The sequence below is a fragment of the Cellulosimicrobium cellulans genome (assembly GCF_016907755.1).
Lineage (GTDB): Bacteria > Actinomycetota > Actinomycetes > Actinomycetales > Cellulomonadaceae > Cellulosimicrobium > Cellulosimicrobium cellulans_D.
In genome coordinates this window covers 4,058,326-4,073,528 of record NZ_JAFBCN010000001.1, presented here as the reverse complement: position 1 = coordinate 4,073,528, position 15,203 = coordinate 4,058,326, and the positions used below count along the sequence as shown (strand labels likewise).

The window sequence follows — 15,203 nt, the reverse complement described above, 5'->3', positions numbered from 1 at the left end:
GGCGCACGGCCGGCCAGGACGGGACGCGGAGGAGACACCGGAGGAGGAGCGACGTGGGCGAGGTCCGGCAGACGGTCGGGGACGGCGCCGTCCTCCCGAGCGTGAGCGTCGTCGTCGCGACGAACCGCGGCGGCCCGTTCTTCGCGGAGGCGCTCGCGTCCGTCCTCGCGCAGTCGTACCCGGCCGCCGAGCTCGTGGTCGTCGACGACGGCTCGCCCGACCCGGACGCCCTGCTCCGGATCGTCGAGGACGTGGCGCAGGGCGTCGCGTCCCCTCGACCCCGCGTGGTGCGACGAGCGCCCGCGGGCGTGTCCGCCGCCCGCAACGCCGGCGTCGCGCAGACGTCCGGCGACCTCGTCGTCTTCCTCGACGACGACGACCGCTGGCACCCCGACCGGCTGCGCCGGCACGCCGAGGTCATGGCCGCGCGACCGGACGTCGTGGTGAGCTACTGCGGGATGCGCACGATCGACGCCGACGGCGCGGAGCTCGTCGCCGCGGACCAGCGCGCCGCGGACGACCGGCGCGCGGTGATCCGCGGACCGGGCGTCATGCTGCCCAACCTGGTGATCCGTCGTGACGCCTTCGACGCCGTCGGCGGGTTCGACCCGGAGTACCGGCAGGGCGAGGACATGGACCTCGTCCTCCGGGCCGCCGCGCGGGGGCCGTTCGCGTTCGTGGACGACGTCCTCGTGGACTACCGCCACCACGCGACGAACACGACCCGCTCCCACCGCGACCTCGCGACGAGCCTGCGCACGATCCTGCGCCGGCACCGGGCCGCCGCGCTCGCGGCGGGCCGCCGCGACCTCGTCGTCGCGTACGACGACCGGCTCGCCGCGAACGAGCGGTTCGCGTGGTGGAGCGCCGGGCGTGCCGCGCGCGACGCGGTCCGCGAGCGGCGGCCCGCCGCGGCTCTCGGGGAGGTGGTGTGGGCGGTCCGGTTCGCTCCCGGTGCGCCCGCCCGCCGCGCCTGGGCCGGCCTGCGCCGGGCGCCGCGCGCCTAGCCGGCGCCGGGGGTCAGCCCGAGAGCGCCCCGACCGCGACGACCGCCGCGCGCACGCCGGGCAGCGTCCACGGCTTGTGCCGGCGGCGCGGGAGGCTGTAGGAGACGACCCGGTCCAGCACGACGAGGACCGCGACCTGGGCGGGCGTGAGCTCGCCGCGCCGGGAGGCCGCGACCGTCGCGAGCGGGCCGTCCAGCTCGTCGTGCGCGAGCCGTCGGACCGCCTCGGCCAGTCCCGACCCCGTCCGGGCCAGGTGGACCTGGCACGCCGCGTACGCCGCGTCGAGCACGAGCGGGTTGTCGGGCTCGAACCGGTTCCAGTCGACGAGGTGCGCCGAGCCCTCGGCGGTCACGAGCACGTTGTCCGGGTGGAGGTCGCCGTGGGTCGGTCCGACGGGGACGAGCAGCTCGCCGTGGGTCCGCAGGACACGGTCCCGCAGGTCCGCGGCGCCGATCTCGGCGCAGTCCCGCTCGCCCCGCGCGGACGCGAGACGCCGCCAGGCCGCCGTCGTCCGGAGCGGGCGGTGCTCGTCCGGCACCGTGACGCCCCGCAGCGCCCGGACCAGGACGTTCTCGGCCTCGTCGAGGGAGACGGGCCGACCGCTGAGCAGCGGCGCCTCGGCGACGCGGACGCCGTCGTGCGACGACGTCGCGACCTCGTCGAGCACGAGAGGACCGAACCCCGTCGTGGCCGCCTCGTGGGTCGCCGCGACCTCCCGCCCGAGGGCCTCCTGCTGGTCAGCGGACAGCGGGACCTTGACGAACCGGTCGCCGCGCACGGAGACCCGCGCGTCGGACAGCGCCCCGACGACGGGTTGGTCGGATCCCGCCACCCGTTCGGCCAGCGTCGTCGTGCCGGGGGTGACGTCGTGAGCGGCATCGCGACGGCGCCGCGCGAGCACGACGGCGTCCGGCGCCAGGACGCCCGACCCGCCCAGGGCCCGGAGCGTGCGGGCCGTCGCCCGGCGTGCCCCCGTCCTGAGGTCGGTGCCGGCGAGCTCGTCCCGCACCCGCGCAGCGGGGACGAGGCGGGACCAGTCGTCGCGGTGCGGCAGGAGGGCGTGCCGTCCGGCCGGGACGAGCCCGGCACGCGCGAGGAGGAGCCGCACGGGCACGACGTCCGCGGCCACGCCCGCGGACGGGGCCGTGCGTCGTCGAGCCGCGTCGACGGCGCGCCGCCCGCGGTGCCGGACGTCGGCGACGACCGTCCCGCCGGGTGCCAGGACCCGCTCGACCTCGCCCAGGAAGCCCCCGGACGCGCGGACCCCGAGGAGCGCGAGCACCTCGTCCAGGTCGACCCAGACGACGTCGAAGGTCGCGTCGGGGAACGGGAGGCGGGCGGGGAGGTCGAGGTGCACGGCGGTCGCGTCGGTCACCGGGTGGGCGAGCTGCTGGAAGCGCAGCCGGTCGCCGACCCAGTCCGCCCGTGCGACGTCGAGACCCAGGAAGCGCAGCGCGGGCGCCAGGGCGTGCCGCTCGCCCCCCAGGACGAGGCCCCGCCCACCGGCGCGCGGCACGAGGACGGCGGGGCCGCCCGACGCGGGGTGGAGGAGCCGGCGCTGGAGGTCGACCGGCCAGGGCGACGCGGCGTCGGTCATCGCGTCGATGACCTGCTCGACGCTCGTCGCGGACCGCACCGTGCGCCGCACGTGCTCCGGCACCGTGAGCCAGGGGCGGTCCGCGGCCGCGCGTCGGGCGCTGCCGACGCCGTCCGTCACCCGCTCGCCCCGGCGCGCCGGGCCCGCGCCCGGTCGGTGACGCGCCGTCGTGCCCGGACGCCCAGCTCCAGCAGGCCCGCGTAGCTGCGCGCCGCGGCGAACCGCAGCTTCGCGCCGCGCTCCTCGGGCCAGGGCGCCTGCCAGATGCGGACCCACACCGTGAACGTCTGCTTCGTGTTGTGCCAGCTGTCGCGCGCGAAGCCCGCGGTCTCCGGGTTCTCGGTGAGGTCGACGAGGCCGTGCGTGATCCGGACCGTCTTGTGCGTGAGGTCGCGCCAGGACGGCCGCGACGGGTGGTCGACGACCGCGTCGGCCGCGAAGTCGAGCCGGCCGCCGATCTCCTGCAGCCGGCGGCCCCACTCGAGGTCGCCGCCCGACTTCAGCGCCGCGTTGAAGTCGCCGACGCGCTCGAACGTCGCTCGCGGCACGACGAGGTTCGCGGTCGCCGCGAAGTGCGTCACGGTCACGAAGCGCTCCTGGTCGAAGCCCTCGACCGTCTCGTACAGCTCGGGACCGGTCGTCGGGCGCGACCCGTCGCGGAAGAGGATGTTGATGTCGCCGCCGACGGCGTCGGGCGGGTCGTCGGCGGTGAGCGCGGCGACCGCGCGCGAGAGCCAGTCCGGGCGCGGGATGCAGTCCCCGTCGGTGAACGCGAGCACCTCGCCCGTCGCGCGTCGCGCCGCCGTGTTGCGCGCGACGTACGACCCGCGCCGCGGCTCGAGGACGACGGCGAAGCGGTCGTCCCCGGCGGGGAGCGCGGGCCGCAGGTCCTCGGTCGAGGCGTTGTCCGCCACGACGACGTCGAACCGGTCGGCCGGGTAGTCCTGGGCCGCGAGGGCCGCGAGGCAGGTCCGCAGGCGCGCGACGTCGTTGTACACCGGCACGACCACGGTGACGGTGGGGCGCGGGGTGCCCGCGGCGGGCTCGGGGAGGGTCATCGTGCTCCTGTCTCACGCCCGGACGCGGCACGACGTCGGGCCCACTCGGTGTACCGGGACGTGGCGAGCCACCGTGCGTGCCGCGCGGTCGCGCGCGCCCGGCGCACGACGCGCCGCGGCGGCGCGCCGGGGAGGACGGTCAGCAGCCGCAGGCGGTACCGCGCCCGGGCCAGGTGCTGGGCGGCGACGGACCCGTCGACGAGCACGTCGAGCGGCAGGCCCGTCGCGGCGAGCCACCGCGCGTCGTAGCCCATGTCGCCCACCGGGACGTCACCGGGGAACTCGGGACCCGGGCCGACGAGCCCCACGGCGCGCGCGAAGGGAGGCGGCTCGTCGTCGTACCGGTGGAGGAACTCGAAGTCGACGACCTTGAGCCCGTGCACGGGGTCGAGGACGAAGTTGCCGGGCTTCGCGTCCACCAGGTCGTAGCCGAGGCCGTGCAGCTCGCGCAGGACCTCGACCATCTCGCGCACGACCGCGAGCGGGAGCAGGCCCGTCCTCGACCGGGTCGTGCCGAGGGAGTCCTCGTAGCAGGGGCACGCGAACCAGTCGGGGCCGGCGGCGACGAGCGGGGGGACCGCGGCGACGCGGCCCCCGAGCTCACGGAGCGCGGTGAGCTCGCGGTCGAGGAACCGGGCGAACGGCGGGGCGAACGTCTTGCGCACGACGAGGCGGCCGTCCGCGTCGGCGACGACGTCGACGCGCGCGCGCCGGCCGACGCTGAGCGTGCGGACCGTGCCGGGTGGCGCGACGTGCTGCGCGGCACGTCGCTCGGCCTCGGCCCGCACGGTCTCCACGGCGTCGGGCACGATCACGTCGAGGTACTCCCACGCCTCCGCCGTGCTGTCCGAGGAGTGCAGCGGGTTGAACCGGAGGTGCGCGGGCACGCGCTGCTCGACGAGCGCGCGGACCTCCGACTTCGCCTCGAACGTCTCGGCGTTGGTCAGGTGCGGGTAGCGCTCGCGCAGCCAGTCGTAGGGCTCCTCCGGCGCGTAGTGGAGCGCGACGACCATGCGCACGGGGTCGCCCCCGCTGCGGGGGAACGGGCCGCGCCCCCAGTTGCCGCCGCGCAGCGCCGTCGCCGCACGCTCCCGGGCCACGGGGTCGAGGTCGCTCGCCAGGAGCACGTCGAACCCGAAGCGGTCGAGCACCGCCTCGACCTGGCCGGCGGGGACGACGGCGAGCGTGGCCTCGCGCACGAGGAAGACGGCGAGCTCCGCGTCGCCGAGCCGGGCGTCGTGGTCGGTCGCGAGCAGACCCCGCGCCCACGCGTTCCCGGCGGACAGCCGCCGCAGCGCGTCGGTCGGCGGCCGCCACCCGACGGACCCGAGGTACGCGTCCACGTCCTCGTACCAGGGGTCGAGCGCGACCCCCTGCGCCTGGGCGAGCCGTCGGAGCTCCGCGGGGTAGTCGTGCTCGGGCTCCGGCTCGGCAGGTCCGAGGCCGTGCGAGGGCAGGCCCGAGCGGCGGCCCTTGTGGTAGACCGCGTGGTACGCGAGCGAGTGCAGGTGGTCCTGCGGCGACGGCACGAGGAACCCGCTCTCGTGCACCACGGCCCGGTCGAGGACCTGCTCGGCGAGGGCCGGGGGGTAGTAGGCCGCCCCCTGGTAGTCCGACGCCGCGAGCCCGGACACGCTGTAGAGGTCCACGGGCATCGTCCCCGGCTCCGACTCGAGGAGCCCGCGCAGCGCGTCGACGTCGTCGTCCGCGACGAGGACGTCGAGGTCCTCACCGGGCTCGATCACCGGGAGCGTGTCGAACCACCGCAGGACCGCGTACCGCAGGCCCGCCTCCTTGAGCCGGGTCGCGAGGCCGGAGGCACCCCAGACGGGGGAGAAGTAGGTCCGCGGGGCCGGGCCGTGCGGCGGCGGCAGGCGGAACAGGTCGAAGGCGCGCCCGCCCCAGACGAACCGGCCGAGCGGGGAGAGGCGACCACCCGCCCGGCCGACGAGGACGGCGAGGCGCGCCTCCAGGGTCGTCACCCCGGCGCCGCGCTCGACCGCGAGGTAGCGCAGGTGGCCGAGGTCGCGCACCGTCCACAGGACGCGCGCGTGGTCGGCGCGCAGGATCAGCAGGTCCGTCGAGCAGCGCGTCGCCACGTCGGCCGACGGCACGGGGTGGAGGCGGTCCGCGAGGTCGCCGGCCGCGCGACGTGCCGCGGCCAGGTGCCCGGGATCGACGAGCCCGAGGTAGCGGTCGAGACCGACGGCGCGAAGGTCGGCGGCGACGGCGCCGTCGCGCGCGCCGAGATCGAGGACGCGCGTCCCCCGGGGCAGCGCAGGCGTCGGCTCCACAGCCAAACCCTAGGTCAGCCACCGGCCGTCACCGCAGGTTCGCGCCGAATTCACCCGGGACGGGCGACCCCTGAGGACCCGTCGCCCCGGCCCGGCGCCGTCGGCGTCGATATGCTCGCTTCGACGTCCGGCTGAGAGGGGTGGTGGCGTGAGCGCTCGCCGCGACGCCGGGGGTGCGCGGTGAGCCGCGCCCGGTGGCCCGTCCTCGTCCGGCGGGGTGCCCTCGACCGTGACCCGCGGCCCCCCGGGGGGACGTTCCGCTCCCAGGCCGTCCCGCCCTTCCCCGTGCCGCCCGCGCTCGCGCGCGAGTTCGGGGTGTTCTGCGTCGACACGACCGAGCGCGTCGTCGCCCTCACGTACGACGACGGCCCGCACCCCGAGCACACCCCCCGCCTCCTCGACGTCCTGGCGCGGGCGGGAGCGACCGCCACCTTCTTCGTGCTCGGGCAGCACGTCGACCGCTACCCGGAGGTGACGCGGCGCGTCGTCGCGGAGGGGCACGAGGTCGCGCTGCACGGCGAGGACCACCGGTCGCTGCTCACCCTCGGCGACGAGGAGGCGGTCCGCGTGGTCGGCGACGCCAGGCGGCGCGTCGAGGACGTGACCGGCGTGCCGCTGCGGCTCTACCGGCCACCGTACGGGCGGCACACCGTGGCGCAGGCGCGGGGGATCCGTGGGCTGGGGCTCGAGCTGGTCATCTGGTCGGGCGACGCGCACGACTGGCTGCACGACGACGAGGACCGCATCGCGGCACGTGCCCTCCACGACGTGTTCCCCGGCGGGATCGTGCTGCTCCACGACGACCGGGCCGACCCCGAGACGCTGGAGCCGGGGCAGGAGCTGCCGCGCTTCGACCGCGCGCGGGTGCTCGTCACGCTGCTCGACGGCCTGACGGCGCAGGGCTACCGCACGTCCACGGTGGGCGGCCTCCTCCGCGAGCACCGTCCGGTGCGCAGCCGGTCGCGCTCCGAGCGGCCGGCCCCGTGACGGCTGCGGGAGGGCGTGCGGTGCCGGAGCTGAGCGTGGTCATCGCGGCGTTCGACGCGCAGGACACGCTGGACGAGCAGCTGGACGCGCTCGCCGGGCAGGACGTCGGGTTCGCGTTCGAGGTCCTGGTGTGCGACAACGGCTCGCGCGACGCCACGCCCGACCTGGTGCGCGGCCGTCAGGAGCACGAGCCGTGGCTGCGGCTCGTGGACGCCTCGGCGCGGCGCGGCCCGTCCGCGGCGCGCAACATCGGCGCCGGGCAGGCACGAGGCCGGTACCTCGCGTTCTGCGACGCGGACGACGTGGTGGGCCAGGGCTGGCTCGCCGGGATGCACGACGCCCTCCAGCACGACGAGTTCGTCACCGGCAGCTGGGAGGGCGACCGCCTCAACAGCGGCAACCGGGCCTCCGTCTCCTGGACGACCGACCCGATCGTCACGAAGCCCTTCTTCCCGTGGCTCCCCGGCACCGGCGCGGGGACCATGGGGATCCGTCGTGCCGTCTTCGAGGAGGCCGACGGCTTCGACGAGTCGCTCGTGACGGGTGAGGACGTCGACCTGTCGTGGCGGGTCCAGCTCGCCGGGCACCGCCTCGTCCACCACCCCGAGATCGTGCTCCACGTCCGCAAGCGCGACGGTCTGCGCGCCATCTTCCGCCAGGCCTATGCCTACGGCGCGGGCGACCGGCTCCTGCGGCACCGCTACGCCGACGTGGCCGCCGCCTTCACGGCCGGTGCCGCGTCGCCGGGTTCGGTCGCCACCGCCCCGGACGCGCCCGCTGGTGCCGGCGGCGCCGGACCCGGTGGGCTCGCGGTCGTCCGTCGCGTGGTGCGCACGGTCCGGAACAAGCTGTCGCGCGGCCGGGCGGGTCTCGCCGAGACGGTCTGGCGCGTGGGCGAGCGAGCGGGATACCGGTGGGGTCGCGTCGACCCCGCCGCACCGCGGGTCCCGGCACCCGCCGTCCTCCCGCCACCGGTCTGAGCGGCGCCACCGCACCGGCGTGAGCGGTGCCCGTCGTCCCTGCCCGAGCGCGGCTCGGCCCGGGCTACGACGGGTCGGGCAGGACCGGGGGCACGGGGACGCGCTCGACGGTCGTGTCGGTCCGCCCGAACCGGAAGCCCAGGTCGTGCCCGACGCGCTGCACCCGGTCGGCGAGGTCCCTCCGGCTCCGGACCTGCGCGACCTTGCCGAGCACGCGCCGCGCCGAGCCGATCGCCCGCGCGGCACGCCCGGCCGTGGCCTCCGGACCGTCAGCGGACCGCTGCTCCGGGACAGGTGCCGCCGTCCTGGAGGGCTGGTCCTCCCGGCGCTGGTACGCGGCGACGACGTCCGTGTAGCGGTGGCGCAGCGTCCGGTCGCCCGCGCCGTAGGCGTAGGCCTGGCGGAAGATCGCGCGCAGCCCGTCGCGCTTGCGCACGTGCAGCACGATCTCGGGGTGGTGCACCAGGGGGTGCCCGGCGAGCTGCACCCGCCACGACAGGTCCGTGTCCTCGTTGGTGGCCAGTCGCTCGTCGAAGCCGCCCGCCTCCTCGAAGACGGAGCGACGGATCCCCATGGTTCCCGCACCCGTGGCGGGCAGCCACGGCAGGAAGTCCATGCGGTAGACGCTCTCCACCATCCACGACACCGTCGTGCCGTCGCCGCTGTTGAGGCGGTCGCCCTCCCAGCTGCCGGTGACGAACTCGTCGTGCTGGAGGGCGTCGTGCATCCCGGCGAGCCAGCCCTGGCCCACCACGTCGTCCGCGTCGCAGAACGCGAGGTACCGGCCTCGTGCCTGCCCGGCGCCGATGTTGCGCGCCGCGGACGGGCCGCGCCGCGCCGAGGCGTCCACGAGCCGCAGCCACGGCTCGTGCTCCTGACGGCCGCGCACCAGGTCGGGCGTGGCGTCGCGCGAGCCGTTGTCGCACACCAGGACCTCGAACGCGAACCCGACGTCCTGCCCGGCGAGCGCGTCCAGCTGCTCGTCCAGCGTGTCCTGCGCGTCGAACGCGGCGATGACCACGCTCAGCTCCGGCACCGCACCCCCGGCCATCACCCACCCCCTGGCGGCGAGCCCTCGGCGTCGTGCGTCGTGGGACGCGGACGCCGCAGGCGCCGGAGGGCGGAAGAGACCCGGGGCGCCGTCCTGACACAGGTGCGTGCGACGGGTCCGCGGGCGGCGACCAGGAGCCCGACGAGGTCCCGGCGGCCGGGGTAGAGGGTGGACGGGACCGTGAACTTGGGATGGATGCACGGGTCGAAGAGGGAGACGTCGCCGCGGGCGGCGACGTGCTCCTGCGTCAGGACCCGGCCGATCACCCCGGGGCCGAGGTCCGCGTAGGTCTCGTCGTACGTGTCGAGGTAGCCGAAGAGCCCGCTTCCGGACCGGATCACCGCGCTCGCGTAGACCGTGGTCCCGCCGCCCACGAGCTCGAAGACGTGCAGCCGCCCGCGCCGCCGCATCTCGTCCGTCGCCTCCTGGAACCAGCCGAGCTGGTCCGGCTTGTTGCGCTGCGCGGCCCCCTTGCGCGACCGGTCGCCCTTCCACCCGGACGCCTCGAGATCCAGCAGACGCTCGGTCGCGGCCGGGTCGGCGCCGTTGTCGACGACCGTGAGCTCACCGCCGAGGCGCTCGGCCAGCGCGGCCGCGTCCTGCCGGACGTGCCGGCGCCGGCGCCGGCTCAGGTGCGCGACGGGGTCCTCGCCGGGGACCCGGAGGCACGCGCGCTCCAGGCGGTAGCGCTCGAGGACGGGGAGCCGGCGGTCCGCGGCGACGTCGAGGAGCGTGGCCAGCAGCGGGCCGTCCGGGAACAGCGTCAGCTCGAGGAGCCCGGGCAGGCCGCTGCGGCGGCGGCCCACGGCGTCGAGCACGGCCTCGAGGGTCCCGCGCGCGTCGTCGCGGTCCACGAGCGGGGCGCAGACGGAGGCGTTCCGCGCGAGGTACGGGGTCGCGGTCGTCGCGTACGACACCGGGAGCCGGTGGAACCCCCGCGCCAGGCCGAGCGGGAGGACCAGGCGCACGCGGCCGGCGTCCTCGGCGAGCAGGACGCGCAGCTCGCGCGCCGCCGGGAACCAGTGCGTCGCGGGCAGGAGCCAGCCCGGGTCGAGGAACGCGTTGGGCTCGGCCGCGCGCGCGGCGAGGTCGGACCACCCCTCGATCTCGGCGGGCGAGAGGTCGTCGAGGGCGACGACCCGCACGGTGACCGTCATCGGTATTCCTCCAGCACCTCGTCGAGCCGGGTTGCGGACACCGCCCAGGTGCGTGTCCGCGCGGTCGCGCGCGCCCTCGCCTGAGCCTGGCCGAGGGTCTGCGCGTCGCGCAGGCCGTCCAGCGCCTCGGCGAGCCGGTCGACGTCGCCCGGCGGGACCAGGAGCCCGCCGTCGCCGACGGCCTCGGGCAGCCCGCCGACGTCGGACGCGACGACGGCGGCGCCGGCGGCCATGCCCTCGAGCGCGGTGAGCCCGAACGGCTCGGGCCAGGTCGAGGGGACGACGACGACCGAGGCGGTCGCGAGGACGGCGGGCAGCGCGTCGCGCGCGAGGAACGACGCGAACCGGACCGGGGACCGCAGGCCGTCCGCCGTCCGGCGGAGCTCCTGCTCGTAGGGCGTCAGGGGGTCCCGGGCGTCGAAGCCCGGCCGTCCGACGACCGTCAGGCGGACGTCGGCGCGGTCCAGCGCGCCCACCGCCGCCAGGAGCACGTGGACGCCCTTGTCGGGGATGACGCGGCCGACGTACACGACGTGCAGGCCGTCGTCGGCGGGGTCCGCGCGCTCGACGTCGAGGAGCGACGGGTCCACGCCGTTGCGGACGGTGCGGACCCGGTCGGCGAGCTCCCGGGGGAGCCGCGCCCGGACCTGCTCCGCGAGGAAGTCGCTCACGCACACCACCACCGGGGCGTGCGCGAGCGTCCGGCCCGCGTCGCGGGTCGTGTACGTCCGCAGCACCTGGTTGTGCGCGTAGAGCACGGGGACGTGCCGCGGCCCGACCAGCGGCACCAGGGCCGGGGCGTTGTGGGCGAGCACGAACGACGGCGCCCACTCGTCCTGGTCGCCGACGACGGCGGCGAACGCGCGGCGTGCCCCCACCCGGGGAGCGCCGACACGGGCGAGCGCCGAGTCGAGGTACCGGTCGGACCGACGCGAGCGCCGCTGCGTGTACTCGACGACGTCGGCGCTCGGGTAGCGGTCCGGGTACGTCCCGCGCGCGACGAGGACCGTGGGCCGCGGGCTGCCCTGGGACCGGTGCCGGGCCAGCCCGTCGACCACCGTCGGGACGGCGCTGCCCGTCCGCGGGGAGAAGTGGTCGCCCGGCGTGATCGCGTGGACGAGCGGCCTGCCCGCCCCCGGGGTCATGGCGTCGCGAGCCCGTCCGCGCGGTCCTGCCGCGTCGCGCGCACGGCGGCGGGGACGCCGGCGGCCAGTCCGACCAGCTCCGCCACGGCCCGCGTGAGGACGACCGGGGCCGTGACCCGCTTGCGCAGGGGACGGCGCGTCCCGTCCGACTTGGTCGGCCCGAGGCGCCGCGCGGTGGTGCGCAGGTAGTCGCGCTGGTCGCGGACGGTCGTGCGGGCGTACCGGCGCACGATCGGGTCCCGCCACCCGAAGTTCCGCACGAGCATGACGAGGTGGTTGCGGCGGGCGTAGTACAGGTAGCGCCGGTCGAACCGCTTGCCGCCGATCCCGTACGGCGCGGCCATGTGCCGTACGACCGCGCGCGGCGTGTAGACCAGGCGCCCGCCCGTCGCGCGCAGGCGCAGCGAGATGTCGGACTCCTCGCACAGGCACGTGCCGGGGTAGCTGCCGCGGATGCCGCCGATCGCCGCCAGGGCGCTGCGGCGGAACGACATGTTCGCCCCGAGCAGGTGGTCGACCTCGACGACACGGCCGGGGTCGGCGGCGAAGCTCCCGGTGAGGCGGCCGTCGGGGAGCAGCCGGCCGATGCGGTCCAGCCCCTCGTGCTCCTCGCCGGGGATGCCGTTGTCCGCGCGCCCACCGACGGCGACGACGGCCGGGTCGGCGTAGGGCGCGACGAGCTCGTCGAGCCAGTCCGGCGCCGCGTAGGCGTCGTCGTCGACGAACGCCACGACGTCGCCGCGGGTGACGGCGAAGCCCATCTGCCGCGACTCCGGCGTCGTGCCGCGCCCGAGCGTGCTGTGCAGGAGGCGCACGTCGGGGAACTCCTCGCGGACGAGCCGCCGCGTCGTGTCCGCGGGGGTCGAGTCGACGACGACCACCTCGAGCGGCGGGGTGTCGAGCCGCTGCAGGTGCTCGAGGCACTCGCGCACGCTCTCGGGGCGGCCGTACGTCACGACGACGACGCTCACGGTCGGGCTCACGGCGCGCCTCCCGGCGGCTCGGGGACGGTCACGAGGCGGAACCAGTCCTCGCGGCGCAGGGGCGACGTCAGCACGGTGCGGCGCGGGTGCCGCGACCGCGCGACCCACGACTCGTAGACGCCCGGGCGCGAGTAGTGGGCGGTGTGCCCGGACCACCCGAACTTCTGTCGCATGGCCTCCGGGCGGCGGACCCAGGAGAAGTGGAGCACGGCCTGGTCGGGGCGCACGACCTCGTGGACGACGGTGTCGTGCGGGTGGCTCGGGTCGGTGTTCCAGGGCCGCAGGTCGACGCGGTAGAGCGGCACGTCGGCCTGGCGGGCGTGCGCGAGGGTCGTGCCGGCGCGCACCGCCAGCGGCCCGGGGTACGACGCCGCAGGCCTGCCGAGGCGCGTGCTCGACTCCAGGTAGCGCCCCGGCGCGACGCGCGAGTAGAGCCAGCGTGCGGGGTAGTGGAGCCCGCCCGCGCCCGTCCGCTCGGCGGCGTCCAGGGAGGCCCGGAACGCCGCGGGGTCGAGCATGACCTCGTCCGTGTCGAGCTGCAGCACCCAGTCGGCCCCCTCCGACGCCGCGTCGAGGGCGGTCTGGCGCTGGTACGTGTCGTTGTCGAGGGGGTGCTCGTCGAGCCGGGCGAAGCGCCCGGGGGCGCGCACGCACTTCCCGTCGGTGTCGACCTCCTCGACGATCGCGAGGCACTCCTCGACCGGCAGCGGGGTGCCCGTCCAGGAGGTGCTCGTCTCGTCGTAGGACAGCACGACCCGGTCGACGAGGTGGTAGTACGCGAGCAGGCTCGCGCGCAGGAAGCTCGGGTCGGCGAGGAGGACGTACGCGGCGACGCGCATCAGATGAAGTCCGCGAACTCGCGCTCGTTCTTCTGGAACACGAGCGTCCCGCCGAGGAAGATCAGGGGAGCGGCCACCACGAGCGCCACGACCTGCCACGTCGGCGGGAAGTCGGTGCCGAGCAGCGACCAGCGGAAGCCCTCGAGGAACCACGTCACCGGGTTGATGTCGAAGAGCCAGCGCAGGTTCTCCGGGACGGAGGAGAGTGCGTAGGCGACCGGGCTCGCGTACAGGAGGATCTGGATGAGCCACGGGAGCACGTAGCCGACGTCGCGGTACTTGACCATGTAGGCGGCCGCGGCGAGGCCGATGCCCGTGCCGATCAGGAGGATGAGCAGCACCCAGACGGGCAGCAGCAGGACCGCCCAGCCGGGGTTGATCCCGTAGACGAAGAGCAGCACGACCGCGAGCGCGAGCGCGACGAGGAAGTCGAGCACGACGGAGGCGAGGCTCGAGATCGGGACCAGGAGGCGCGGGAAGAACACCTTCTGGACGAGCGACTGGTTCCCGACCATCGAGCCGGAGGCCCGGCCGAGGGAGCCGTTGAACAGGTTCCACGCGAGCATGCCCGCGAGCGTGAAGAGGAAGGTGGGGATCTTCCCCGTCGACAGCCCCGCGATCTCCCCGAAGACGATCGTGAAGATGCCGGCGCTGACCAGCGGCTGCGCGACGACCCACGTGATGCCGAAGATCGTCTGCCGGTATCGCACGATGATGTCCCGCAGCGCGAGGCGGACGGCGACCTCGCGCGCGTTCCACAGCTCGCGCCAGGCCGGCAGGTTGAGGCGCCCCGGCGGCGTGATGACGGTGCGCTGCACGGTCTGCTCCATGTCAGGCCCCCTCGTACTCGAAGTTCACGAAGACCATGCCCTTCTCGGTGCTGGACGCCTCCGTGAACTCCGGGTAGGGGAGGTCGGGCAGCACCTCGAAGCGCCATGCGCCCTCCCAGGCGTCGAGCACGCCGGCCTGGCACGCGTAGACGTCGACCGTGTACTGGCCCGGCTTGAGCCACAGGTCGCGGACCACGAGGCGGCCCTTCTGGGGCTGCTCCGGGTCGAACCACTTCCCGACGAGCCGCGAGTCGCACTGCGCGATGACGGTCCCCTGGTCGTTGTTGATGTGCATCGAGACGAAGTAGGTCCCGACGAGCTTCTTGCTCGCGGGTGCCTCGAAGTCGACGACGATGTCCTGGGACGACTTGACGAACTCGTCCTCCATGTGGACCGAGGAGAGCCGGACCTTGCCGTTGCCGGGGCGCTTCTTGGGGTCGGACTGCGCCGCGGCGAAGCTCTCGAAGCTGTCGCGGTACGCCTGGAGCGTGCCCTCGACCGTGCCCGAGTACTTCAGGGTCCCGCGGTCGAGGAGGACCGCGGACGTGCACAGCGCCTGGACCGTCTGGAGCTGGTGGCTCACGTAGAGCACCGTGCGGCCGCCCTGGGCAGCCTCGCGCATCTTCTGGATCGAGCGGCGCTGGAACTCGGCGTCGCCGACGGCGAGCACCTCGTCGATCGCGAGGATCTCGGTGTCGAGGTGGGCCGCGACGGAGAACGCGAGCCGGACGTACATGCCGGACGAGTAGCGCTTGACCGGGGTCGCGAGGAACTTCTCGATGCCGGAGAACGCGACGATCTCGTCGTAGCGCTTGGTGATCTCCTTGCGCGTCATCCCGAGGATCGCGCCGTTGAGGAAGATGTTCTCCTTGCCGGTGAGCTCGGGGTGGAACCCCGTGCCGACCTCCAGGAGCGACCCGACGCGCCCGGTGAGCTCGATGCGTCCGCGCGTGGGGGCCGTGACGCGCGTGAGGATCTTGAGCAGCGTGGACTTGCCAGCACCGTTGCGCCCGACGATCCCGAGCGCCTCGCCCTGCGGGACCTCGAAGGAGACGTCGTCGAGGGCGTCGAACAGCGTGTACTTCTGCTTGCCGGTCGACCGGATCCACTGGATCGCGGCGGACGCCGCCGTCGACGGTCGCTCGCCGAACGCCCCGAGCCGGTAGGTCTTGCCCAGCCCGGCGACGCGGATCGCGGGTTCCGTGGTCGCCTGCACAGATGAAAGATAGTCGCCCTGCCCCTGCCAGCGGCCGGGTCGATCGGGTGAATCGAGCC

Annotated in this window: 13 protein-coding genes; 3 read left to right on the top strand and 10 right to left on the bottom strand. The window is 75.4% G+C overall.

What is annotated here, in order from left to right:
* Positions 1–53: 53 nt before the first annotated feature.
* A complete protein-coding gene (locus JOE63_RS17615; protein ID WP_204542817.1) occupies positions 54–1,007 on the top strand; it encodes a glycosyltransferase family 2 protein in 954 nt (317 codons plus the stop codon).
* A 13-nt stretch (positions 1,008–1,020) separates the two neighbouring features.
* Here the strand turns inward: JOE63_RS17615 and JOE63_RS17610 are convergent, their stop codons facing one another.
* Genes JOE63_RS17610 through JOE63_RS17600 form a run of 3 tightly spaced genes read right to left on the bottom strand, consistent with a single transcriptional unit; the run spans position 1,021 to position 5,956 of the window.
* On the bottom strand, positions 1,021–2,724 hold the full coding sequence (locus JOE63_RS17610) for a methyltransferase domain-containing protein (protein WP_204542816.1): 1,704 nt from the start codon (positions 2,722–2,724) through the stop codon (positions 1,021–1,023).
* Positions 2,721–3,662 carry a glycosyltransferase gene (locus tag JOE63_RS17605; RefSeq protein ID WP_087469706.1) on the bottom strand — a complete coding sequence of 314 codons (942 nt, stop codon included), beginning with the start codon at positions 3,660–3,662 and terminating at the stop codon, positions 2,721–2,723. Before JOE63_RS17605 ends, JOE63_RS17610 begins: the two co-directional genes overlap by 4 nt.
* Positions 3,659–5,956 (bottom strand): hypothetical protein, encoded by a 2,298-nt coding sequence (locus JOE63_RS17600; RefSeq protein WP_087469705.1) that lies wholly within the window; start codon positions 5,954–5,956, stop codon positions 3,659–3,661. The genes JOE63_RS17605 and JOE63_RS17600 overlap by 4 nt, the downstream gene beginning before the upstream one ends.
* Positions 5,957–6,136: 180 nt before the next feature.
* Between JOE63_RS17600 and JOE63_RS17595 the strand changes: the two genes are divergently transcribed.
* Together JOE63_RS17595 and JOE63_RS17590 are read left to right on the top strand one after the other, a co-directional pair.
* Complete coding sequence (locus JOE63_RS17595; protein WP_204542815.1) at positions 6,137–6,943, top strand: polysaccharide deacetylase family protein; 807 nt, start codon at positions 6,137–6,139, stop codon at positions 6,941–6,943.
* 20 nt (positions 6,944–6,963) lie between these two features.
* Positions 6,964–7,923 (top strand): glycosyltransferase, encoded by a 960-nt coding sequence (locus JOE63_RS17590; protein WP_157759458.1) that lies wholly within the window; start codon positions 6,964–6,966, stop codon positions 7,921–7,923.
* Between the two features lie 64 nt (positions 7,924–7,987).
* Here the strand turns inward: JOE63_RS17590 and JOE63_RS17585 are convergent, their stop codons facing one another.
* The 7 genes from JOE63_RS17585 to JOE63_RS17555 are packed head-to-tail and all read right to left on the bottom strand — an operon-like array spanning position 7,988 to position 15,144.
* Entirely contained in the window at positions 7,988–8,974 is a 987-nt protein-coding gene (locus JOE63_RS17585; protein ID WP_204542814.1) for a glycosyltransferase, read from the bottom strand.
* A complete protein-coding gene (locus tag JOE63_RS17580; protein ID WP_087469702.1) occupies positions 8,974–10,131 on the bottom strand; it encodes a GNAT family N-acetyltransferase in 1,158 nt (385 codons plus the stop codon). Before JOE63_RS17580 ends, JOE63_RS17585 begins: the two co-directional genes overlap by 1 nt.
* Positions 10,128–11,276 carry a glycosyltransferase family 4 protein gene (locus JOE63_RS17575; protein WP_204542812.1) on the bottom strand — a complete coding sequence of 383 codons (1,149 nt, stop codon included), beginning with the start codon at positions 11,274–11,276 and terminating at the stop codon, positions 10,128–10,130. Before JOE63_RS17575 ends, JOE63_RS17580 begins: the two co-directional genes overlap by 4 nt.
* Positions 11,273–12,259, bottom strand: a complete 987-nt coding sequence (locus JOE63_RS17570; RefSeq protein ID WP_157759457.1) for a glycosyltransferase family 2 protein — start codon at positions 12,257–12,259, stop codon at positions 11,273–11,275. Before JOE63_RS17570 ends, JOE63_RS17575 begins: the two co-directional genes overlap by 4 nt.
* The gene (locus JOE63_RS17565) at positions 12,256–13,098 is read right to left on the bottom strand and encodes a hypothetical protein (RefSeq protein WP_157759456.1); all 843 of its coding nucleotides are present in this window, start codon (positions 13,096–13,098) and stop codon (positions 12,256–12,258) included. Before JOE63_RS17565 ends, JOE63_RS17570 begins: the two co-directional genes overlap by 4 nt.
* Entirely contained in the window at positions 13,098–13,928 is an 831-nt protein-coding gene (locus tag JOE63_RS17560; protein ID WP_087469700.1) for an ABC transporter permease, read from the bottom strand. The genes JOE63_RS17565 and JOE63_RS17560 overlap by 1 nt, the downstream gene beginning before the upstream one ends.
* A 1-nt stretch (position 13,929) precedes the next feature.
* Entirely contained in the window at positions 13,930–15,144 is a 1,215-nt protein-coding gene (locus JOE63_RS17555; RefSeq protein ID WP_087469699.1) for an ABC transporter ATP-binding protein, read from the bottom strand.
* Between the last annotated feature and the right edge of the window lie 59 nt (positions 15,145–15,203).

Excerpts from the sequence above, each read along its gene's own strand:
- JOE63_RS17585 (WP_204542814.1), bottom strand. The coding sequence starts at position 8,974 with ATGGCCGGGGGTGCGGTGCCGGAGCTGAGCGTGGTCATCGCCGCGTTC.
- JOE63_RS17580 (WP_087469702.1), bottom strand. The coding sequence starts at position 10,131 with ATGACGGTCACCGTGCGGGTCGTCGCCCTCGACGACCTCTCGCCCGCC.
- JOE63_RS17565 (WP_157759456.1), bottom strand. The coding sequence starts at position 13,098 with ATGCGCGTCGCCGCGTACGTCCTCCTCGCCGACCCGAGCTTCCTGCGC.
- JOE63_RS17560 (WP_087469700.1), bottom strand. The coding sequence starts at position 13,928 with ATGGAGCAGACCGTGCAGCGCACCGTCATCACGCCGCCGGGGCGCCTC.
- JOE63_RS17575 (WP_204542812.1), bottom strand. The coding sequence starts at position 11,276 with ATGACCCCGGGGGCGGGCAGGCCGCTCGTCCACGCGATCACGCCGGGC.
- JOE63_RS17605 (WP_087469706.1), bottom strand. The coding sequence starts at position 3,662 with ATGACCCTCCCCGAGCCCGCCGCGGGCACCCCGCGCCCCACCGTCACC.